This window comes from Streptococcus sp. SP8, from assembly GCF_030440045.1.
Taxonomy (GTDB): Bacteria; Bacillota; Bacilli; order Lactobacillales; family Streptococcaceae; genus Streptococcus; species Streptococcus parasanguinis_I.
In genome coordinates, this window is the sequence record NZ_JAQFJL010000003.1 from 35,584 (window position 1) to 55,402 (window position 19,819).

A 19,819-nucleotide genomic window follows, 5' to 3' on the forward strand; every position below is an offset into this window, starting at 1 on the left:
AAACAGTGAGAGGAGAAGGTTTGTGAAACAGTATCAAGAAAGCGTGTTTGGGGAATGGCAGAATCAAGAGGTTCGGGCTTATCGCCTCGAAAATGACAAGGGTTACCAATTATCTGTCATGACCTATGGGGCGACGATCTTAGAATATGTGACGCCTGATAAAGAAGACCAGTTTACGAATATTATTCTAGGCTTTGATCGCTTTGAGGACTATGTGGGCAATAGCCCTAAATATGGGGCTAGTATTGGCCCGGTAGCTGGCCGGATTGCAGGAGCTAGCTTTGAACTCAATGGTCAAACCTATCACTTGGAAGCTAATAATGGTACCAACTGCAACCACAGTGGACCGACGGGTTGGGATAGCGCTTTGTTTAGCGTGGAGTCGGTAACGGATCAGGAAATCACTCTCTATACAGAACGGGCGGATGGAACCGGTGGTTTCCCTGGAAGTCTCAAGATCTGGGTAACCTATGGTTTGACGGAAGATGGTGAACTCGAGATTGCTTATCGGGTAGAAACGGATCAAGATACTCTAGTTAACCCGACCAACCACAGCTATTTCAACCTATCTGGGGACTTCACCCAACCGATCAATGACCATGTCTTTCAGATCAACCATCAAGGGCTTTACCCTATCCATCCCGACGGTGTCCCTCTTCAGACCGTGGATAGAGAAAGTCCGGTTGTTCAGCATCTCTACCAAGCTATGCTCTTGGAGGATCTTTTTAAGGACTCTGATCCGCAAATTCGTCTGGTAGAAGGATTAGACCATCCATTTGCTCTTCCAGAAGGGCATGAAAATGCCGGCTTTCTTTACCATCAGCCATCTGGACGTTTTTTGACCTTTAAGTCAGAAGCCCCAGCCTTGGTGGTATATTCAGCCAATTTCGTAGACGAAACTGTTCATCTGCAAGGCCAACCAATGGTTCAGCACAATGGCTTGGCTCTAGAATTCCAAACAGTGCCAGATGCCATTCACAGTGACCAAGCTGAAAAGGTCATCTTGAGAGCAGGTCAAGTCTTCACCAGCAAGACTAGCTACCATGCCATCGCTAAGAAATAAGGAGGAAAAGGGTGACCCAAACAAGGATGTGAAATTCTTGCTTGGGACCTCCTCTTTTTCTCGAAAAAAATTTTTTAGAAAAACTATAAGGAAAGTTTAAGCTTCCTATCGTATACTAATACCATCATCAAAGACCTCCTAACTTTGAATGATAAAACTCCTAAAACTTTTTCATAATAATCTCCCTATAAGAGCCACCAAAACCGGTGGCTTTTTTCTATGTACCTTAGTGAGTCAAGTCCAATAGGGACGTAGACGAGCTTAGGTACATTGACGCAGTTCGAACGCAAGTGAGAACTACGATCTTTAAAAAATTAATGAGGTGAACTCAGAGAGTTCAACCGAACCAAAGGTACCGAAGTATTTTAATAGAGCGTAAGCTCTTTATTTTTTTGCACAGAAAAAAGCTCCTTGAGAAAATCTCAAGGAGCAGTGGAATGACTACTTGCCCGTTGCATCAGACACTTTTTTGAATTTTGCTGAAATAATCGTATTTAGATTATTCCGTCCATCGCGTTGCTCAATCGTCAACGTTAAAATATCTCCATCAATAGAGTATTTATACGTAGTTTCTTTAGCGACAGGTCCAATGGACATGGTTGCAAGTTGCACAATATTGATAGCTTCTGGGAAGATAATCGTTTGGTTTGCTGTATCTAATTTACCGTTCTTCAAGACAGAATGAATTTTAGCATTACCTTTATCAAATTCATAAGTTGTATTGGGCAAGTCCTTAGCGCCATCCTGTAGATTGACTGATAATTTGGTAAATTGATCTTTAATATATTCGTCTTTCGTTTGAGTCACTTTAGATGCATCTTTTTGTTTTAAGTAATCGTAGAACCTTCCAAAACCATCTGCTAGAGATACAGTATAGTCGAATTCAACAGATGTATCTGTAATGTTCAACGTTGGTTTTAAATCTTTCCATGCCTCAGGATAGATCAGCTTGATAGCCGAATCATCATTGTCAAAATCTTTAAAGGCTAAGCTACGTTCAAGAGCTGGTCGGAAGTCGATGGCTTGCCATTTTCCTTCAATTGGAACGGGGTCTTTTTGAGTAGTGCTTCCTTTACGTTTGAAGTGTAGTTCATAGTGAACTGGAAGATTATTTTTCTTCGCTTTTCCGTCAATCGTGACATAAAGCATGTCGTCTTTTAATTTGTAGTGATATGTGTTTGGCGAAACGCGATTTTCACCGAATGAGAAGAAGAATGAGTTTGCTACGGAAAGTCCTTCATCAAAGGTCATTGTTTTGGCACCTTGATCAATAGAACCCGTTGCTTCGTAGCTAAACACGCCAGTATCTTTATTCATGCTGACTTTGTATTTCTTAAAGTCGCTTGCAAATCCTTCATGAGAGTCATACATGATTTTTTTGAATTCTTCTTCAGTCTTGCCTCTAGCTTCTGTTGTGACAGTGGAGAAAGCTTTAATAAAGTTATCAATGTTATAGTCGTATTTAATGGTTGCCGTGTTGTTTTCAATCTTCATGTCCATTTTGAAGTCTTTAACAGATTCAAGCAAGTGTGCAAAGTGGATTCCATGGAGGGTATAGGCTCCGATGGATTCCGTTAAAGCATCGAGAGTATCGACTAATTCCCATTCGCCATCAATCGTTTCGACTTTTGCTGTTTCTGTTTTAGCAGCATTTTTAGAGCCACTTTGTTTTTGAGAACAAGAAGCTAGTAGGAAGACTGAGAACAGAGCAACGAATGCTAAAAATAATTTTTTATAACGTCTAATCATCGTTAGACCTCCTTAAAATAGATGATTGTATTACGCTTATATTATACGTTCAACACAATTGTTTTGCAAGGGCTTTCAAACAAATCGCAATTTTGTTTTGTAACTTGACCGATTATTCAACATAAGAAACGGGAAAATTGTATGTAGCAGAGTCCCCAATAGATGAGATTCTCAAGGCTTCCTAAATTATTTTTTTGCACAGAAAAGAGGCTGGGACAAAAGTCCTAGCCTCTCAATTATTTTTGGATTGTCGAGCAAGACGCAGTGGTTGAGTGGGCTCTACTACGCTGATTTCATCAGCTTTTACAGCCCTACTCAACTGTGCGGAGGTGGGACGACGAAATCGAATTCTAACGAATTACCGATTTCTGTCTCACTCTCAGTGAGTTATTTAATTAGTTTTAGGATCTGAAACTTTCTTGAATTTCATCGGATAAACGAGATGTGCTCCTGTTTCTTCGAATGTTTTTTCAGCGTAAATTGTAAGGATGTCACCATTCAATTCGTAGTGATAAGTAATTGGTACGTCTGTAGAATTAATATAAAGAGGTAGAACTCCAAAGATGTTTGGAACTTCAGGGAATACGATCGTTTTTGCATTCTCGTTTAAAACTCCATCTTTTAACGTTGCAGTTAACACTTTTGTATCGTTATCAAACGTTCCAGTTTGATGTTTAAAACTTCCAAATTTTTTTTCTCTTACGCCTAGAAGGATGGCAGTAGCTTCTTCTTTTGTAGGATATTCATCTTTATTCTGTTCAGCATAAAAATCAATATACTTATTCATATCAGCACTATAAGAATAAGTTACATCTGTTCCTGTGATTTTTAGAGTCGGAACGATATCTTGGAAGGCTTCAGTAACCTTTAATCGACTATTAGCATCATTATAATAAAGTAAGAAAGTACGTTCCACTGTATCTCTAAAATCTACAGCTTTCCAGTCTCCTTCGAGTGAGACTGGGGTAGGTGCTACTGTGGTAGTTTCTGCAACTGTTGTAGTCTCAGCGGTTGTTTGTTGTTTCTGTTGCTGTTGTTTCTGTTGTTGCCCACATCCTGATACAAATAGAAGAGCAAGAAGGGAAAACATCCATAGGGAACTTTTTTTCATATTGTTCATGATTGATCACTCCTTCTAATGATTGTCTCCTACGTAATTGAAACGAAGACGTATTACTCTAAAATGACTTTGTTCATCTTTACCTTCAGCATAAAGTGTTAGTTGGTTACCTTCAACGGTGTAAGTATAAGTAATTGGTACAAGTGAGTTATACGTGGTTCCCATAACAATTCTACTTAAAAATGTAGGTGTTTCAGGGAACGTAATAGTATGTTTCTGTGTATCGATTTCTCCAGTTAGAGAGTAATCATAGGCATAATTAGGTTCGTCAAGAGTAATCTTTGTATGTTTCAAATTTGGAATATAATTCTTAAATTCAGCAGTTTTATTTTTTAAATACGATTCATAATTCGCTTTGTTCTCTCCTGTTGCAAATGCTTGATCCTCATACAGTTTTCTGTAATCAAAATGGTACTTCAATTCAACGGTTTTATCTTTAATGGTCATCGTCATCTTAACCTTATCGAAGTCATCAAGCATTAGTACAGCGGCAAGTTTTTTGATATTAGAAGCTAGGAATACTTTTTGAATGGTCATTTGTTGGTCAGTCCATTTCCAAGTTCCTTGTTGATCCTTTGTAAGATCTTGTGGTGCTTTGATTGTTTGAGGAGATTTATCTGTTTGAGAAGACTTATTTGTTTTAGAAGACTGCGATGGAGAAGACTGACATCCTGCAATAAGGAGCACTGCAAAGAATGCCAAGAAACCGAAAAGGATCTTCTTTGTTTTAGTAAACATAAATTTACCTCCTAAACGTTGTTGCTTTAATTTTATCATTAAAGGAAATAATTATAAAGTGAAATGGTGAGCGATAGATGAAGAAGAAGGGACTGTATAATAAAAAGAAAGGTTGGCGATGAGGGCAACCATTCAACTTATTCTAACGAACGCTAGTGAGAACCAGGATCTTTAAAAAACATATTCTATTTATGGTACCGAAGGTATCATTTTTTGCTATAATAGACTGTATGAGTAGAATTTTAGACAATGAAATCATGGGCGATGAAGAGGCCGTTGAACGGACGTTGCGCCCGCAATATTTACATGAATATATCGGTCAAGATAAGGTCAAGGACCAGCTGAAAATCTTTATTGAGGCGGCTAAGCTTCGGGATGAGGCGCTGGATCATGTCCTTCTTTTTGGCCCTCCGGGGCTTGGGAAAACCACCATGGCCTTTGTCATCGCTAATGAACTGGGCGTCAATCTCAAGCAGACTTCTGGTCCTGTCATTGAAAAGGCCGGTGACTTGGTAGCTATCCTCAATGATCTAGAACCGGGGGATGTCCTCTTTATCGATGAGATCCACCGTCTTCCTATGTCAGTCGAAGAAGTGCTTTACAGCGCCATGGAAGATTTTTACATCGACATTATGATTGGCGCTGGGGAGAGCAGCCGGAGTGTCCATCTGGACCTTCCTCCTTTCACTTTGATTGGGGCCACGACTCGAGCTGGTATGCTGTCCAATCCCTTGCGCGCTCGTTTTGGAATTACGGGGCACATGGAATACTATGAGCAAGATGATCTGACAGAGATTGTCGAGCGGACCGCCGAAATCTTTGAGATGGAGATTACCCACGAAGCTGCCGAAGAGCTTTCTCTTCGTAGTCGGGGGACTCCTCGGATTGCCAATCGGTTGCTCAAACGGGTGCGCGATTTTGCCCAGATCATGGGCGATGGCTTGATTGACGATACCATTACCGACAAGGCCCTCTCTATGCTGGATGTGGACCATGAAGGGCTGGACTATGTCGATCAAAAGATCCTGCGTACCATGATTGAAATGTACGGCGGTGGCCCGGTCGGGCTTGGGACTCTATCAGTCAATATTGCTGAAGAACGCGAGACTGTAGAAGATATGTATGAGCCTTACTTGATTCAAAAAGGCTTTATCATGCGGACCCGGACAGGGCGCGTGGCGACCCGCAAGGCTTATGAACACTTGGGTTACCCCTACAATGGAGACTAGAAGAAGATGCTGACGGAAAAAGCGATAGTAGAACAAATCCAAGCGGATCCGGAGATGATGACTGTCTTGGCTATTATTCGAGATCTCAACTTGGCAGATGCCTGGTTAGCGGCGGGCGCGGTGCGCAATTTCATCTGGAACCAGCTCTCTGGAAAACCAGGGTTTGACGCGACAACCGATATGGATCTGGTCTTTTATGACCCTGAGATCAGCTATGAGGAGACTCTGCAGATCGAGCAGGACTTAAAGAAGACCTATCCCCAGTTCGCTTGGGAAGTGAAAAATCAAGTCTATATGCACCAGCATAGTCCGGGGACGGCTCCTTATCGCAGTGCCTGTGATGCGGTTTCCAAATACCCCGAGCAGTGTACGGCTCTTGCGGTTCGCTTAAGGAAAGACGGTCAGCTAGAGCTCTTTCTCCCTTATGGGACAAGGGATATCGAAGACTTCATCGTTCAGCCGACTCCGCATTTTTTAGCCAGCCCCGAGCGTTTAGCGGTTTATACAGAGCGGATGAAAAAGAAAAATTGGCAGAGTAAATGGCCTCCATTAGAGGTTCGTTTTCCAAAATAGAGAAACAGATCAGATTTGAAAAAGGAATCTGATTTTTTTTTAAAATGATGGAGTCCCTTTGTCATCTTTCTGTCACATTTTTGTTATAATAGTAATAGTATGCTGGTTTTCCATAGTGGAAAGCCAAGAGCTCAGCTAGGTTGGGCAGTCCGAACAAGGAGTTAGGTGGAATCATGAAAAAAATCGTCTTTGTCTGCTTAGGAAATATTTGTCGGAGCCCCATGGCGGAGTTTGTCATGAAGGACTTGACGGATCAGTATGAGATTGAAAGTCGGGCAACCTCTAGCTGGGAACATGGCAATCCCATCCATCGGGGAACCCAGAAAATCTTTCAACAACACCAGGTCCCGTATGATCCAGCTAAGACTTCCTTACAGATCAAGGAAGAGGATTTTTACAACTTTGATTTGATCCTAGGGATGGACGAAAACAATGTAGCAGATCTGAAGCGAATAGCTCCTGCAGGGACAGAGCACAAGATTCATCTTTTTGCTGCTGAAAGTGTGCCAGATCCGTGGTATACCGGTGATTTTGAGGAGACCTATTCCAGAGTCCTGACTGGCTGTAAGGCTTGGTTAGATCAGTTAGCAACTTCCTAAGAGTTTGATATGTGAGAGAATACAGAATATGAAAGAATTTTATGAGACTTATAAGGTCTATCTGACGCGAAAAAATTTAGAAATAGCAGCATTAGTCGTGATTATTCTATCTGCTTTGTTGGTTTTCTTTTCAGCCATTCCAGGTCAGGGTGTCTTGACCTTGGATAAGGGGGCGATCCGTTACGACGGAAGTTTGGTCCGTGGCAAGATGAATGGCAAGGGAACCGTCACCTTTAAAAATGGGGATACCTATACAGGTAACCTCGTCAACGGCTCTTTTAGCGGCTATGGTAAGTTTAAGTCCAAGGATGGTTGGACCTATGAAGGGCAGTTTGTTAACGGCCAGCCGGAGGGCAAAGGCACCTTAACCACAGAAGCCAACGTCGTATACAAAGGAACATTCAAGCAGGGGATTTATCAAAATGCGCATTAAATGGTTTTCACTCGTCCGTGTTACAGGACTCTTATTGGTATTGCTTTACCATTTCTTCCAAAAAGCCTTTCCTGGAGGCTTCATTGGGGTAGATATTTTCTTCACCTTCTCAGGATTTTTGATTACAGCGCTCTTGATCGATGAATTTGCGCGCAAGCAAGGAATCGACTATTTGGCATTCTTGAAACGGCGCTTTTACCGGATCGTACCACCCCTTGTCTTTATGGTCTTGGTCGTGATGCCCTTTACCTTTATGGTCCAACGGGACTACGTGGCTGGTATTGGGACTCAGATTGCGGCGGTCTTTGGTTTTGTGACCAATTTCTTTGAGATGGCAACGGGTGGTAGTTACGAAAGTAACTTCATTCCGCATCTCTTCCTTCATACCTGGAGTTTGGCTCTAGAAGTGCATTACTATGTGCTCTGGGCACTTTTGGCATGGTTCTTGGCTAAGCGGGCTAAGACGGTTGGAAAGTACCGAGGTATGCTCTTCTTAGCATCCAGCGGGCTCTTTCTCTTCACCTTCTTGTCCATGTTCATCCGCGCCTTTCTGACAGCTAATTTCTCTACTATCTATTTTTCTAGCTTCACTCACATCTTCCCCTTCTTTGCGGGATCATGCCTAGCAACGGTGACAGGGATTGCCAATGTCAGCCCGAACTTTACAAAATTGGTGCAGTCTTGGAGCATGAAAAAGACCTTATCGGTCTTGGGTGGAAGCTTTGCCTTCTTGTTTGTGCTCAGTCTTTTCTTACCATTTGATAGCTTGTGGACCTATCTATTTGGCTTTTTAGCAGCGACAATCGCAGCTTGTGCCATGATTCTGTCGGCCCGCATTCTCCATGAAAAGACGCCAGATAAAAAAGAACCAGCCATCCTCAATTTCTTGGCAGATACCAGTTATGGCGTTTACCTTTTCCACTGGCCTTTCTTTATCATCTTCTCTCAACATTTGGGAAATATGATGGCAGCCCTTGTGACGACGATCGTTTCCTTGATTCTAACGGCTCTGTCCTTCTATATTTTGGAGCCAACCATTGCAGGCAAGGAGCCTCGTGTCTTTGGTATGAAGATGGATCTCAGCTTTTTGACCAAGCCAATCTTTTACCTCATGATTCCATTAGCTCTCTTGATGATCGGGATCTCTGCCTTTGCACCAACAGTCGGAGCTTTTGATGAGAGTTTGGTAGTGAGTGGGCTCAATCAAGCAGACAGCAAAATGCAGGTCACACGGACGCAGGTGGACAATGCGACGGCAACAGACTATAACGTCTCAAATGGTGTGACCATGATCGGTGATTCGGTTAACTTGAGAGCACAAGACTACCTGACTAAAGCGATCCCTGGCATCCAGATCGATGCGGTGGTAAGCCGTCAGTTGGAAAATGGAATGAAGGTCTTTGAGACCGATATTTCCAATAAAGTTCTCCTAAAAAATGTGGTCATTGCCCTAGGAACCAATACTGTAAGCAACTACAAAGAATTGCTGGACCAGTATGTTGAAAAACTTCCAAAAGGCCGTCGCCTGATCCTTGTGACACCATATGATGGTCGATATGCCAACGATCAGTCCAGTGAATCGGTTCAAACGCGTCTTTATGAATTGGAACTAGCCAAGAAATACGACTTTATCACCATTGCGGACTGGTATCAAGTAGCAATTGAAAATCCAAACATTTGGGTGGGAACAGACTCTGTTCACTTCAATATGGAAACCAATGGCGGGGAACTCTATGCTCAAACAGTTAAAGAAGCCCTAGATAAGGCTGAAAAAGGACCAGTCAAGAAGTAAAAATACTTCTCTGAAACTGAAACAAAACATATCCTAACAAAATAAAACAAAAAGCAACTTTATACTTGTAAAAAGTTGCTTTTTTTAGTAAGATTAAGAAAACGCTTACAAAAATCAATTGAAAACATCACTTTGTGAAGAAAAAGTTTTTTAAATTATTTTTTCACAATTTTGCGAAAGAATTGCTTTTGCAGCAATCAAATTGATAAAACTTTCACAAACTTCAAAAAAATCTTTGTGAAAGTTGCTTGGAAGTGTTTACAAAAATCTCAAAATAGAGTACAATTATATTGTGAAATAATTAACAAATCGAAATTTCTTACACTATTCTTGAAAATTTCCGAAAACATGAAAAAGTTCTAGAAAAGGATAAGGGTTTCAAACATTGGAGGAAAGTATCAAATGGCTGATAAAAAAACTCTCTCACCTGAAGAAAAGAAACTCGCTGCTGAAAAACACGTAGACGAGTTGGTGCAAAAAGCGCTTGTTGCGCTTGAAGAAATGCGCAAATTGAACCAGGAGCAAGTGGACTACATTGTAGCGAAAGCATCTGTAGCTGCTCTTGACGCACACGGTGAGCTTGCTCTTCATGCTTATGAAGAAACTGGTCGTGGAGTCTTTGAAGACAAGGCGACGAAGAACTTGTTCGCTTGTGAACACGTAGTAAATAACATGCGTCACACCAAGACAGTTGGTGTCATTTCAGAAGATGACGTCACTGGTTTGACCCTTATTGCTGAGCCTGTCGGAGTTGTCTGCGGGATCACACCTACAACCAACCCAACTTCAACAGCAATCTTTAAAGCATTGATTTCCTTGAAGACACGGAACCCTATCGTCTTTGCCTTCCACCCATCCGCTCAAGAATCATCTGCTCATGCGGCACGAATCGTACGCGATGCAGCAATTGCAGCTGGAGCACCTGAGAACTGTGTGCAATGGATTACCCAACCTTCTATGGAAGCAACTAGTGCCCTGATGAACCATGAAGGGGTTGCGACCATCCTTGCGACCGGTGGTAACGCCATGGTAAAAGCTGCTTATTCTTGTGGAAAACCAGCTCTTGGGGTAGGTGCCGGAAACGTTCCTGCTTACGTTGAAAAATCAGCCAATATCCGCCAAGCAGCACACGATATCGTCATGTCTAAATCATTTGACAACGGTATGGTCTGTGCGTCTGAACAAGCGGTCATCATCGATAAAGAAATCTACGATGAGTTTGTTGAAGAATTCAAATCTTACCACACTTACTTTGTCAACAAAAAAGAAAAAGCCCTTCTTGAAGAGTTCTGCTTCGGCGTAAAAGCCAACAGCAAGAACTGTGCAGGTGCGAAATTGAATGCGGACATCGTTGGGAAACCAGCAGCATGGATCGCTGAACAAGCTGGCTTCACTGTACCAGAAGGAACCAATATCCTTGCGGCAGAATGTAAAGAAGTTGGTGAAAAAGAACCGTTGACTCGTGAAAAATTGTCACCAGTCATCGCTGTTTTGAAATCTGAAAGCCGTGAAGACGGAATTAACAAAGCTCGCCAAATGGTTGAATTCAACGGTCTTGGTCACTCAGCAGCCATCCATACTGCTGATGAAGAATTGACCAAAGAATTTGGTAAAGCAGTTAAAGCTATTCGTGTGATCTGCAACTCTCCTTCGACTTTCGGTGGTATCGGGGATGTTTACAATGCCTTCTTGCCATCATTAACACTTGGATGTGGTTCTTACGGACGCAACTCTGTTGGGGACAACGTTAGTGCCATCAACCTCTTGAATATCAAAAAAGTCGGACGCCGGAGAAATAACATGCAATGGATGAAACTTCCTTCAAAAACATACTTTGAACGTGATTCAATTGAATACCTACAAAAATGTCGTGACGTTGAACGTGTCATGATCGTTACAGACCACGCTATGGTAGAGCTTGGTTTCCTTGATCGTATCATCGAACAGCTTGACCTTCGTCGCAACAAGGTGGTTTACCAAATCTTTGCAGACGTAGAACCAGATCCAGATATCACAACTGTTGAACGTGGTACAGAGATCATGCGTGCCTTCAAACCAGATACGATCATTGCTCTCGGTGGTGGATCACCAATGGATGCGGCCAAAGTTATGTGGCTCTTCTACGAACAACCAGAAGTGGACTTCCGTGACTTGGTACAAAAATTCATGGATATCCGTAAACGTGCCTTCAAGTTCCCATTGCTTGGTAAGAAGACTAAATTTATTGCGATCCCAACAACATCTGGTACAGGATCTGAAGTAACTCCATTTGCCGTTATCTCTGATAAAGCAAACAACCGTAAATACCCAATCGCAGACTACTCATTGACTCCAACAGTTGCCATCGTAGACCCTGCCTTGGTATTGACAGTTCCAGGATCTGTTGCAGCAGACACTGGTATGGACGTCTTGACGCACGCGACAGAAGCTTACGTATCACAAATGGCTAGCGACTTCACAGATGGTCTTGCTCTTCAAGCTATTAAACTTGTCTTTGAAAACTTGGAAAGCTCAGTCAAGAATGCGGACTTCCATTCACGCGAAAAGATGCACAATGCGTCAACCATCGCAGGTATGGCCTTCGCCAATGCCTTCCTCGGTATTTCTCACTCAATGGCCCACAAGATCGGTGCGCAATTCCACACCATCCACGGACGGACCAATGCCATCTTGCTTCCATACGTTATCCGCTACAACGGTACACGGCCAGCTAAGACAGCTACATGGCCTAAGTACAACTACTACCGTGCAGATGAAAAATACCAAGATATCGCTCGTATGCTAGGACTTCCATGCTCTACTCCAGAAGAAGCCGTTGAAGCTTACGCAAAAGCTGTATACGAACTCGGTGAACGCTGTGGTATCGAAATGAACTTCAAAGCACAAGGCATCGATGAAAAAGAATGGAAGAAACATTCTCGTGAATTGGCCTTCCTTGCTTATGAAGATCAATGTTCACCAGCTAACCCACGTCTTCCAATGGTAGACCATATGCAAGAAATCATCGAAGATGCTTACTATGGTTACAAGGAACGTCCAGGACGTCGTAAATAAGACGCCAAGGAACAACTGATGTTTATCAGCTACCCCCACTCGAAAGAGCGGGGGATTTTTGCTATTTGGGTCCAAAACTCGTTTTTTCATAAAAAATTAGACTTTTTTTCAGAAATTGTGTTATTTTTATAGCATTCCGAGCTATTTTATGTTACCCTATAGTGTGTGAATCTGCCTGTAGCTGAAGGGTTATGGTCCTTTTTCAGTTATAGGAAACGAAAAAATAAATCCAAGAAAGGAGGCCATCTCAAATGGAGTTAGAAGGTGACGTGCAAGGAAGACAAGATCAGGCACAGAAAATTATTGAAATGCCCCAACGAGATCGGGAAACTTCCACTTCAGAAAATCAGCCATCATCTGCTTCAGTGGTCTCCATGTATGGGCAGGAAAAGCCAAGCATTTCTAGCCTCCATCAGCAACTGGCAGGCGCATCTGGAACCCAGACCATTCAATTGCGGGAGGAATTGGTGCTGGCGGTAGCGCAGAATGCTTCAGCGCAAGCAACTGTCTTTGAGGCAGAAATCAAGGATAAGCTTGAAGAGGCTAAGGAGACAGTTTCTCATAAGGTCGCTGAGGTGTCTCAAATGGCCCACAGCATGGCCCAATTTTTAACAGACGCAGAAGTGGAGCAACTATTAGGAGAGTTCTCCATGGATACTTGTTGGGACCAAGCGGTAGAGGCGGAGAACCTCGCCCAAGCAAAGGCCTACTCTACTCGCTTGTCAGATTTGGCAGGTCAGCTGGAGGCTGCTTCAGCTCAATTGGTGGACTTGGACAAGGGACAAGCGACGGCCTTTGATTTTTCATAAGTAGGAGAAAAAGATGTTAGAGATCCTGGGAGAGGACAGAGAACGAATTGAGGAGCTCCATCGAGAGATTAAAAAGGAGCAAGAGCGGATTGCGATCAGAAGTTTGATTGCAACGCAAAAAGCCTTGATGATGTTGGAAGGGATGAGTTTGCAGGTAACCTTGGGCGGTCAATCTGAAAAGATGCGCTCTTTTGCTACAACGACCCTAGTTAGTGATTTGAAAGATGGATTTACAGGAGGAGCAGCGGACGCGGTAGAAACAGCACTGAAATCAGTGAAGAAACCGATTTTATTGAGTCCGATTAAAGGAGGTATGTGATGTACCATTCAGGAAATAGTGAATTAGAACAACTAGAAGATCGACATTACCGCTTCAATCAAAAGCTTAGCGAGTTGGAGTGGGATTATGCGGATATGCGTATGGATGTCCGCCAACATACAGAAAATTTAGTGGACTGGCTGAGTGCCCTTCATTTTCAAGCGCCAAGTGCGGAGGCCCAAAGTGGCTTGGAGCGTTTATTTGCCTTGCAAGAAGAGTTTGAGGCAGAACTCAAGCGCTATGAAGAGCGTTTAGAAGAAGAGCGTGAGCGCGAGCAGCAAGAGTACTATAAGCAGCGTCAACAATTAGAACAAGGTGATTGAAACATTCCTCTGGTAGAGATAAGAGGAATGTTTTTGTTTGCTCAAAAACTTTTAAAAATGTGCTCATAAATTCTTGCAAGCGCTTACTTAGTATGTTATAATATTCACAAAGAAACGAAAATAAAATGGTTTTATCAAACCAACAAAAAAGGAGTCGCTTATGAAAGCTGCAACTTATGTATCTGCAGGCAATCTGCAACTGATTGACCAACCAAAACCAGTGATCAAAAATCCAACGGATGCCATTGTGCGTGTCTTGAAGACAACCATCTGTGGGACAGACCTTCACATCCTAGGAGGAGATGTTCCGGCTTGTAAAGAAGGCACGATTTTAGGCCACGAAGGAATCGGGATCGTCGAAGAAGTCGGCGATGCAGTGAATAACTTCAAGGTGGGCGACAAGGTTATCATCTCTTGTGTCACAGCTTGTAATACCTGCTACTACTGTAAACGTAGTTTGCCTTCTCACTGTGAAGATGGTGGTTGGATTTTGGGTCACTTGATCAACGGAACCCAAGCAGAGTATGTCCACATTCCACATGCGGATGGTAGCCTTTATCATGCGCCTGAAACGGTGGATGACGAAGCCTTGGTTATGCTCTCAGATATTCTCCCAACCTCTTATGAAATTGGGGTGCTTCCATCTCATGTAAAACCAGGTGATAATGTCTGTATCGTTGGAGCTGGTCCGATCGGTCTTGCAGCTCTCTTGACTGTGCAGTTCTTCTCACCAGCTACGATTATCATGGTGGACTTGTCTGAATCTCGTCTTGAAGCAGCTAAGAAATTTGGAGCAACTCACACCATCTGCTCCAGCGATATCGCTGAAATCAAGGCCTTTATCAATGAAGTGACCGAAGGCCGCGGTGTCGATATCTCCATGGAATGTGTGGGCTATCCTGCTACTTTTGATGTCTGCCAAAACGTCATCTCTGTCGGTGGACACATCGCCAATGTCGGTGTCCACGGAAAACCGGTTAGCTTCAATTTGGACGAATTGTGGATCAAGAACATTACCCTCAACACCGGTCTTGTCAATGCCAATACCACTGAAATGTTGCTCAATGTCTTGAAATCAGGCAAGATCGATGCGACTAAGCTCATCACCCACCACTTCAAACTCTCAGAAGTCGAAAAGGCCTATGATGTCTTTAAACATGCGGGTGAAAACCATGCTCTCAAGGTGATTATCGAAAATGATATCAGTGAATGAAGTGGCAACTAATATTTGTTCATAGTTTTTTTAGACGGACCAGAGATATTCTGGTCCTATTTTCAACCCCAAAAAGCCAATGATTCCTTGCAAAATAAATTTGTTGTCTTATAATAGAAGTACAGAAAACGATTACATAAAGAGAAAGGTGTGATCTTATGAAACGGTTTTGTTATCATCGTGAATTCTGGATGGACTTCCATTTCTGGATCTTGGTCTTGCTTTTAGCGGCTGTAGCTTTGACGATGCGGGCTCCGCTTTCGGTAGCTAGCCTGGCTTATCTTGCTTTTGTCGGGATTTTGATCCTTCTTCAGGTCTTTCAACCGGCTGTATCGACACGTCAGTATCCAGAAGGTAGCTACCATTTCAATTGGACCTTTTATCGTGATACCCGACTGTATATCAATCTCTTTTTATTAGCAGGTCTCTTGGCAGGCCCAATGGCTTCATCGGATATGGTCTATTGGATTTTGCTTGGAGCCGTCGTCGGCTCTATCGGCTTTGTATTTGTCGTAAAGGAAAAAGCGACTCAAAAGATGGCCTAAGGAATCACCATGTCCTAGATCTCTGAAACTAGTTTCAGAGATCTTTTTATTTTCCCCTAAAATGTGAAACTATAATCCAATTGCACGATTAATATTGTAAGCGCTTTAAAAATAGATTATAATCAATTTACAAGTACTCGAGTTGCCTTATTATCAAAGGAGAAGGAGTTATGTCAAAGATTACAAAAGATGAACTGATTGAACAAATCAAAGACGGCATCATTGTTTCTTGTCAAGCCCTCCCTCATGAACCGCTCTATACAGAAGCAGGAGGAGTCATTCCTCTCTTGGTCAAAGCGGCTGAGCAGGGTGGAGCTGTCGGGATCCGAGCCAATAGTGTCCGGGATATCAAGGAAATAAAGGAAGTGACCAAGTTACCGATCATTGGGATTATCAAGCGTGACTATCCACCGGAAGAACCCTTTATCACGGCTACTATGAAAGAAGTCGATGAGTTGGCAGCTTTGGATATCGCGGTCATTGCGCTTGATTGTACAAAACGGCCGCGTCATGATGGGCTTTCGATTAGTGACTTTATCCATCAAGTCAAAGAGAAATATCCAGACCAACTCTTGATGGCTGATATCTCGACTCTGGAAGAAGGATTGACAGCTGTCGAAGCGGGAGTGGACTTTGTCGGAACGACCCTTTCGGGCTATACGGACTACAGTCCAAAGGTTGATGGTCCAGATTTTGAACTGATCCATCGTCTCTGCCAAGCAGGAGTAGATGTCATCGCAGAAGGCAAGATCCACTACCCTGATCAGGCCAAGAAAATCCATGATCTCGGGGTTCGCGGTATCGTCGTAGGTGGTGCCATTACCCGACCAAAAGAGATTACAGAGCGCTTCGTCGCAGCCTTAAAATGAGAAAACAAAACAGTAGATTGAAGGAGGAGGAGACCGAATAGAGAGTAGTCGAATCTGAAACATGAACAAGAATAGGCGTCCTCATTGAGGATAACCCCCTGTAAGAGTAATCTTACCGCAATCGTGAGGAGAAATCACATGAAAATGAAAAAAGTATTGTGCTCGTTGGTAGCTGGTGCAGCTCTTCTAGCACTCGCAGCCTGTGGCTCTGGCGGAGGATCAAAATCAAAATCTTCTGGAGGAAATTCTGGTAAAACAGAAATTACCTGGTGGGCATTCCCAGTCTTTACTCAAGAAAAAGCAGATGATGGTGTCGGAACCTACGAAAAATCAATTATTGCAGCTTTTGAAAAAGCGAATCCAGATATCCACGTGAATTTGGAAACGATTGACTTCAAGTCAGGTCCTGAAAAGATCACAACGGCTATTGAAGCAGGAACTGCTCCGGATGTACTCTTTGATGCACCTGGACGGATCATTCAGTATGGTAAAAATGGAAAATTGGCTGATTTGAACGATCTCTTTACCGAAGATTTTGTCAAAGATGTCAATAATGAAAATATCATTCAAGCCAGCAAGGCAGGTGACACAGCTTACATGTATCCAATTAGTTCAGCACCATTCTACATGGCGATGAATAAGAAGATGCTCAAAGATGCAGGCGTGTTGGATCTTGTCAAAGAAGGCTGGACAACAGACGACTTTGAAAAAGTCTTGAAAGCCTTGAAAGACAAAGGCTACACACCAGGATCACTCTTCAGTAATGGTCAAGGTGGAGACCAAGGAACTCGTGCCTTCATTGCCAACCTTTATGGCGGTTCTGTTACTGATGAAAAAGTAACCAAGTATACAACAGATGATCCAAAATTTGTCAAAGGTTTGGAAAAAGCTTCTAAATGGATCGATGACGGCTTGATGATGAATGGTTCTCAATTCGATGGTGGAGCAGACATCCAAAACTTTGCGAATGGTCAAACTTCTTACACTATCTTGTGGGCACCTTCACAAAACGGTATCCAAGCTAAATTGTTGGATGCAAGTAAGGTTGAAGTAGTAGAAGTGCCATTCCCATCTGACTCAGGCAAGCCAAAATTGGAATACCTTGTCAATGGATTTGCAGTCTTCAATAATAAAGATGAAAAGAAAATTGCTGCTGCTAAGAAATTTGTACAGTTCATCGCAGACGACAAAGAATGGGGTCCAAAAGATGTTGTGCGTACAGGAGCCTTCCCAGTTCGTAGTTCATTTGGTAAGTTGTACGATGACAAACGGATGGAAACCATCAGCACTTGGACAAAATACTACTCACCATACTACAACACGATCAACGGTTTTGCAGAAATGCGGACCCTATGGTTCCCAATGTTGCAATCTGTTTCAAACGGGGATGAAAAAGCAGAACCAGCTTTGAAGACCTTTACTGAAAAAGCAAACGAAACCATTACGAAAAAATAATCAGTCTATGAAGCGGACCTAAGTCTTTCATAGAAACGAGAATTTGCAGGCCCCTTCGAATCCGTATCTCTCTTTTTGGAATGGAACGAAGGGGTCTTCATTCTTTCTGGATCTTCTTTTCTTAAGTCGTAAGATATGTTTAGAAAAGAAAATAGAAAAAGAACACTAGGAGGTGCCTTACTGTGAAGGTAAACAAAATCCGAATGAGGGAGACGCTCGTTTCCTACGCATTCCTAGCACCCATTTTAATCTTCTTTACGGTCTTTGTCCTAGCCCCCATGATCATGGGCTTTGTGACAAGTTTCTTCAACTATTCTATGACATCCTTTAAGTTTGTCGGCTTAGAAAATTATTCCCGCATGTTTGCGGATAAGGTCTTTGTCAAGTCCTTGATCAATACCGTTATTATCGTTATCGGATCCGTTCCGATCGTGGTATTGTTCTCCTTGTTTGTGGCTTCTCAGACCTACCATCAAAATGCCATTGCGCGTTCTTTCTACCGTTTCGTCTTCTTCCTTCCTGTTGTTACAGGGAGTGTAGCGGTAACGGTTGTGTGGAAATGGATCTATGATCCGCTATCAGGGATTTTGAACTTTGTATTGAAATCTGGACATGTCATCAACCAAAACATTTCTTGGTTGGGGGACAAACACTGGGCTTTGATGGCCATCATCATTATTTTGTTGACCACTTCAGTTGGTCAACCGATCATCCTCTACATTGCGGCCATGGGAAATATTGACAATTCACTTGTAGAAGCCGCGCGTGTGGATGGTGCGACAGAATTTCAAGTTTTCTGGAAAATCAAATGGCCAAGTCTATTGCCAACAACCTTGTACATTGCGATCATTACGACCATTAACTCTTTCCAATGTTTCGCCTTGATCCAATTGTTGACATCCGGTGGTCCGAACTACTCAACGAGTACCCTTATGTACTACCTCTATGAAAAAGCCTTTAAACTCTCTGAATACGGTTATGCCAACACCATGGGTGTCTTCCTTGCGGTGATGATTGCCATTATCAGTTTTGCGCAATTCAAGATCCTCGGAAACGACGTAGAATACTAAAGAAAGGAGCCTCAGATGAAACCAACACAAAAGAAACCCATCACTGCCTTTACAGTGATTTCAACGATCATTTTGCTCCTTTTGACAGTCTTGTTCATTTTCCCATTTTATTGGATTTTGACAGGGGCCTTTAAGTCTCAGCCAGATACCATTATGATCCCACCTCAGTGGTGGCCAAAGACACCAACCATGGAAAACTTCCAACAGTTGATGGTACAAAACCCAGCCCTACAATGGTTGTGGAATAGTGTCTTCATCTCCCTTGCAACCATGCTTTTGGTGTGTATGACCTCTTCCTTGGCAGGTTATGTCTTGGCTAAGAAACGCTTCTATGGGCAACGAATTCTCTTTGCTATCTTCATTGCAGCCATGGCCCTTCCGAAACAAGTTGTCTTAGTTCCATTGGTACGGATTATCAACTTTATGGGGATTCATGATACCCTTGCAGCGGTTATTCTACCATTGGTTGGATGGCCATTCGGGGTCTTCTTGATGAAGCAATTTAGTGAAAACATCCCAACAGAACTCTTAGAATCTGCTAAGATCGATGGTTGTGGAGAGTTGCGGACTTTCTGGAGCGTTGCCTTCCCAATTGTCAAGCCGGGATTTGCAGCCCTTGCCATCTTTACCTTTATCAACACCTGGAACGACTACTTTATGCAATTGGTAATGCTGACCTCTCGTCAAAACTTGACTATTTCACTAGGGGTAGCAACCATGCAGGCTGAAATGGCCACCAACTATGGCTTGATCATGGCTGGGGCAGCCCTAGCTGCAGTGCCAATCGTTACGGTCTTCCTCGTGTTCCAAAAATCCTTTACACAAGGGATTACCATGGGAGCGGTCAAAGGATAAGTCCTCTGCTT

19 protein-coding genes are annotated in these 19,819 nt (G+C 42.9%); 16 read left to right on the top strand and 3 right to left on the bottom strand.

Features of this window, described 5'->3' with window-relative positions:
• Positions 1 to 22 precede the first annotated feature (22 nt).
• Positions 23 to 1,063, top strand: coding sequence for an aldose epimerase family protein (locus PCY11_RS04555; protein ID WP_070845599.1), 1,041 nt, complete (start codon positions 23 to 25; stop codon positions 1,061 to 1,063).
• A 441-nt stretch (positions 1,064 to 1,504) separates the two neighbouring features.
• Here PCY11_RS04555 and PCY11_RS04560 read toward each other — a convergent pair whose 3' ends face one another.
• The 3 genes from PCY11_RS04560 to PCY11_RS04570 all read right to left on the bottom strand — a co-directional run bounded on the left by PCY11_RS04560 (position 1,505) and on the right by PCY11_RS04570 (position 4,670).
• Positions 1,505 to 2,812 (bottom strand): hypothetical protein, encoded by a 1,308-nt coding sequence (locus tag PCY11_RS04560; protein WP_045760101.1) that lies wholly within the window; start codon positions 2,810 to 2,812, stop codon positions 1,505 to 1,507.
• Between the two features lie 391 nt (positions 2,813 to 3,203).
• A complete protein-coding gene (locus PCY11_RS04565; RefSeq protein WP_070845597.1) occupies positions 3,204 to 3,932 on the bottom strand; it encodes a hypothetical protein in 729 nt (242 codons plus the stop codon).
• Positions 3,933 to 3,947: 15 nt separating this feature from the next.
• Positions 3,948 to 4,670, bottom strand: coding sequence for a hypothetical protein (locus PCY11_RS04570; RefSeq protein WP_256318009.1), 723 nt, complete (start codon positions 4,668 to 4,670; stop codon positions 3,948 to 3,950).
• Positions 4,671 to 4,900: 230 nt separating this feature from the next.
• On the opposite strand from PCY11_RS04570, the gene ruvB reads away from it, so the two are divergent.
• From ruvB to PCY11_RS04645, 15 genes are all read left to right on the top strand, one after another.
• Positions 4,901 to 5,899 (top strand): Holliday junction branch migration DNA helicase RuvB, encoded by a 999-nt coding sequence (ruvB, locus tag PCY11_RS04575; protein WP_021154208.1) that lies wholly within the window; start codon positions 4,901 to 4,903, stop codon positions 5,897 to 5,899.
• Positions 5,900 to 5,905: 6 nt separating this feature from the next.
• Positions 5,906 to 6,472: a nucleotidyltransferase family protein gene (locus tag PCY11_RS04580; RefSeq protein WP_070845592.1), complete on the top strand. Its 567-nt coding sequence runs from the start codon at positions 5,906 to 5,908 to the stop codon at positions 6,470 to 6,472.
• A 173-nt stretch (positions 6,473 to 6,645) separates the two neighbouring features.
• Positions 6,646 to 7,071, top strand: coding sequence for a low molecular weight protein-tyrosine-phosphatase (locus tag PCY11_RS04585; protein ID WP_070845590.1), 426 nt, complete (start codon positions 6,646 to 6,648; stop codon positions 7,069 to 7,071).
• A 28-nt stretch (positions 7,072 to 7,099) separates the two neighbouring features.
• Complete coding sequence (locus tag PCY11_RS04590) at positions 7,100 to 7,504, top strand: hypothetical protein (protein WP_070660610.1); 405 nt, start codon at positions 7,100 to 7,102, stop codon at positions 7,502 to 7,504.
• Positions 7,494 to 9,296 (top strand): acyltransferase family protein, encoded by a 1,803-nt coding sequence (locus PCY11_RS04595; RefSeq protein ID WP_023920066.1) that lies wholly within the window; start codon positions 7,494 to 7,496, stop codon positions 9,294 to 9,296. Before PCY11_RS04590 ends, PCY11_RS04595 begins: the two co-directional genes overlap by 11 nt.
• 402 nt (positions 9,297 to 9,698) lie before the next feature.
• The gene (adhE, locus tag PCY11_RS04600) at positions 9,699 to 12,350 is read left to right on the top strand and encodes a bifunctional acetaldehyde-CoA/alcohol dehydrogenase (protein WP_070464599.1); all 2,652 of its coding nucleotides are present in this window, start codon (positions 9,699 to 9,701) and stop codon (positions 12,348 to 12,350) included.
• 251 nt (positions 12,351 to 12,601) lie between these two features.
• Positions 12,602 to 13,159 carry a hypothetical protein gene (locus tag PCY11_RS04605; protein WP_301362537.1) on the top strand — a complete coding sequence of 186 codons (558 nt, stop codon included), beginning with the start codon at positions 12,602 to 12,604 and terminating at the stop codon, positions 13,157 to 13,159.
• Positions 13,160 to 13,172: 13 nt separating this feature from the next.
• On the top strand, positions 13,173 to 13,478 hold the full coding sequence (locus PCY11_RS04610) for a hypothetical protein (RefSeq protein ID WP_003002376.1): 306 nt from the start codon (positions 13,173 to 13,175) through the stop codon (positions 13,476 to 13,478).
• Positions 13,478 to 13,801, top strand: coding sequence for a hypothetical protein (locus tag PCY11_RS04615; protein WP_003009394.1), 324 nt, complete (start codon positions 13,478 to 13,480; stop codon positions 13,799 to 13,801). The genes PCY11_RS04610 and PCY11_RS04615 overlap by 1 nt, the downstream gene beginning before the upstream one ends.
• A gap of 160 nt (positions 13,802 to 13,961) precedes the next feature.
• Positions 13,962 to 15,014 (top strand): zinc-dependent alcohol dehydrogenase family protein, encoded by a 1,053-nt coding sequence (locus PCY11_RS04620; RefSeq protein WP_247913814.1) that lies wholly within the window; start codon positions 13,962 to 13,964, stop codon positions 15,012 to 15,014.
• Positions 15,015 to 15,172: 158 nt separating this feature from the next.
• Entirely contained in the window at positions 15,173 to 15,559 is a 387-nt protein-coding gene (locus PCY11_RS04625; RefSeq protein ID WP_247926431.1) for an ABC transporter permease, read from the top strand.
• Between the two features lie 170 nt (positions 15,560 to 15,729).
• The gene (locus PCY11_RS04630) at positions 15,730 to 16,428 is read left to right on the top strand and encodes an N-acetylmannosamine-6-phosphate 2-epimerase (RefSeq protein ID WP_003015341.1); all 699 of its coding nucleotides are present in this window, start codon (positions 15,730 to 15,732) and stop codon (positions 16,426 to 16,428) included.
• A 138-nt stretch (positions 16,429 to 16,566) separates the two neighbouring features.
• Positions 16,567 to 17,883 (top strand): extracellular solute-binding protein, encoded by a 1,317-nt coding sequence (locus PCY11_RS04635; protein WP_301362538.1) that lies wholly within the window; start codon positions 16,567 to 16,569, stop codon positions 17,881 to 17,883.
• 182 nt (positions 17,884 to 18,065) lie between these two features.
• Positions 18,066 to 18,953: a carbohydrate ABC transporter permease gene (locus PCY11_RS04640; RefSeq protein WP_003009412.1), complete on the top strand. Its 888-nt coding sequence runs from the start codon at positions 18,066 to 18,068 to the stop codon at positions 18,951 to 18,953.
• Positions 18,954 to 18,968: 15 nt separating this feature from the next.
• Complete coding sequence (locus PCY11_RS04645) at positions 18,969 to 19,808, top strand: carbohydrate ABC transporter permease (protein WP_003002334.1); 840 nt, start codon at positions 18,969 to 18,971, stop codon at positions 19,806 to 19,808.
• The last annotated feature ends 11 nt before the right edge of the window (positions 19,809 to 19,819 follow it).

Bases quoted from the DNA above. Each gene is read 5' to 3' on its own strand.
- PCY11_RS04560 (WP_045760101.1), bottom strand. From the start codon at position 2,812: ATGATTAGACGTTATAAAAAATTATTTTTAGCATTCGTTGCTCTGTTC.
- PCY11_RS04565 (WP_070845597.1), bottom strand. From the start codon at position 3,932: ATGAACAATATGAAAAAAAGTTCCCTATGGATGTTTTCCCTTCTTGCT.
- PCY11_RS04570 (WP_256318009.1), bottom strand. From the start codon at position 4,670: ATGTTTACTAAAACAAAGAAGATCCTTTTCGGTTTCTTGGCATTCTTT.
- ruvB (WP_021154208.1), top strand. From the start codon at position 4,901: ATGAGTAGAATTTTAGACAATGAAATCATGGGCGATGAAGAGGCCGTT.
- PCY11_RS04580 (WP_070845592.1), top strand. From the start codon at position 5,906: ATGCTGACGGAAAAAGCGATAGTAGAACAAATCCAAGCGGATCCGGAG.
- PCY11_RS04585 (WP_070845590.1), top strand. From the start codon at position 6,646: ATGAAAAAAATCGTCTTTGTCTGCTTAGGAAATATTTGTCGGAGCCCC.
- PCY11_RS04590 (WP_070660610.1), top strand. From the start codon at position 7,100: ATGAAAGAATTTTATGAGACTTATAAGGTCTATCTGACGCGAAAAAAT.
- PCY11_RS04595 (WP_023920066.1), top strand. From the start codon at position 7,494: ATGCGCATTAAATGGTTTTCACTCGTCCGTGTTACAGGACTCTTATTG.
- adhE (WP_070464599.1), top strand. From the start codon at position 9,699: ATGGCTGATAAAAAAACTCTCTCACCTGAAGAAAAGAAACTCGCTGCT.
- PCY11_RS04605 (WP_301362537.1), top strand. From the start codon at position 12,602: ATGGAGTTAGAAGGTGACGTGCAAGGAAGACAAGATCAGGCACAGAAA.
- PCY11_RS04610 (WP_003002376.1), top strand. From the start codon at position 13,173: ATGTTAGAGATCCTGGGAGAGGACAGAGAACGAATTGAGGAGCTCCAT.
- PCY11_RS04615 (WP_003009394.1), top strand. From the start codon at position 13,478: ATGTACCATTCAGGAAATAGTGAATTAGAACAACTAGAAGATCGACAT.
- PCY11_RS04620 (WP_247913814.1), top strand. From the start codon at position 13,962: ATGAAAGCTGCAACTTATGTATCTGCAGGCAATCTGCAACTGATTGAC.
- PCY11_RS04625 (WP_247926431.1), top strand. From the start codon at position 15,173: ATGAAACGGTTTTGTTATCATCGTGAATTCTGGATGGACTTCCATTTC.
- PCY11_RS04630 (WP_003015341.1), top strand. From the start codon at position 15,730: ATGTCAAAGATTACAAAAGATGAACTGATTGAACAAATCAAAGACGGC.
- PCY11_RS04635 (WP_301362538.1), top strand. From the start codon at position 16,567: ATGAAAATGAAAAAAGTATTGTGCTCGTTGGTAGCTGGTGCAGCTCTT.
- PCY11_RS04645 (WP_003002334.1), top strand. From the start codon at position 18,969: ATGAAACCAACACAAAAGAAACCCATCACTGCCTTTACAGTGATTTCA.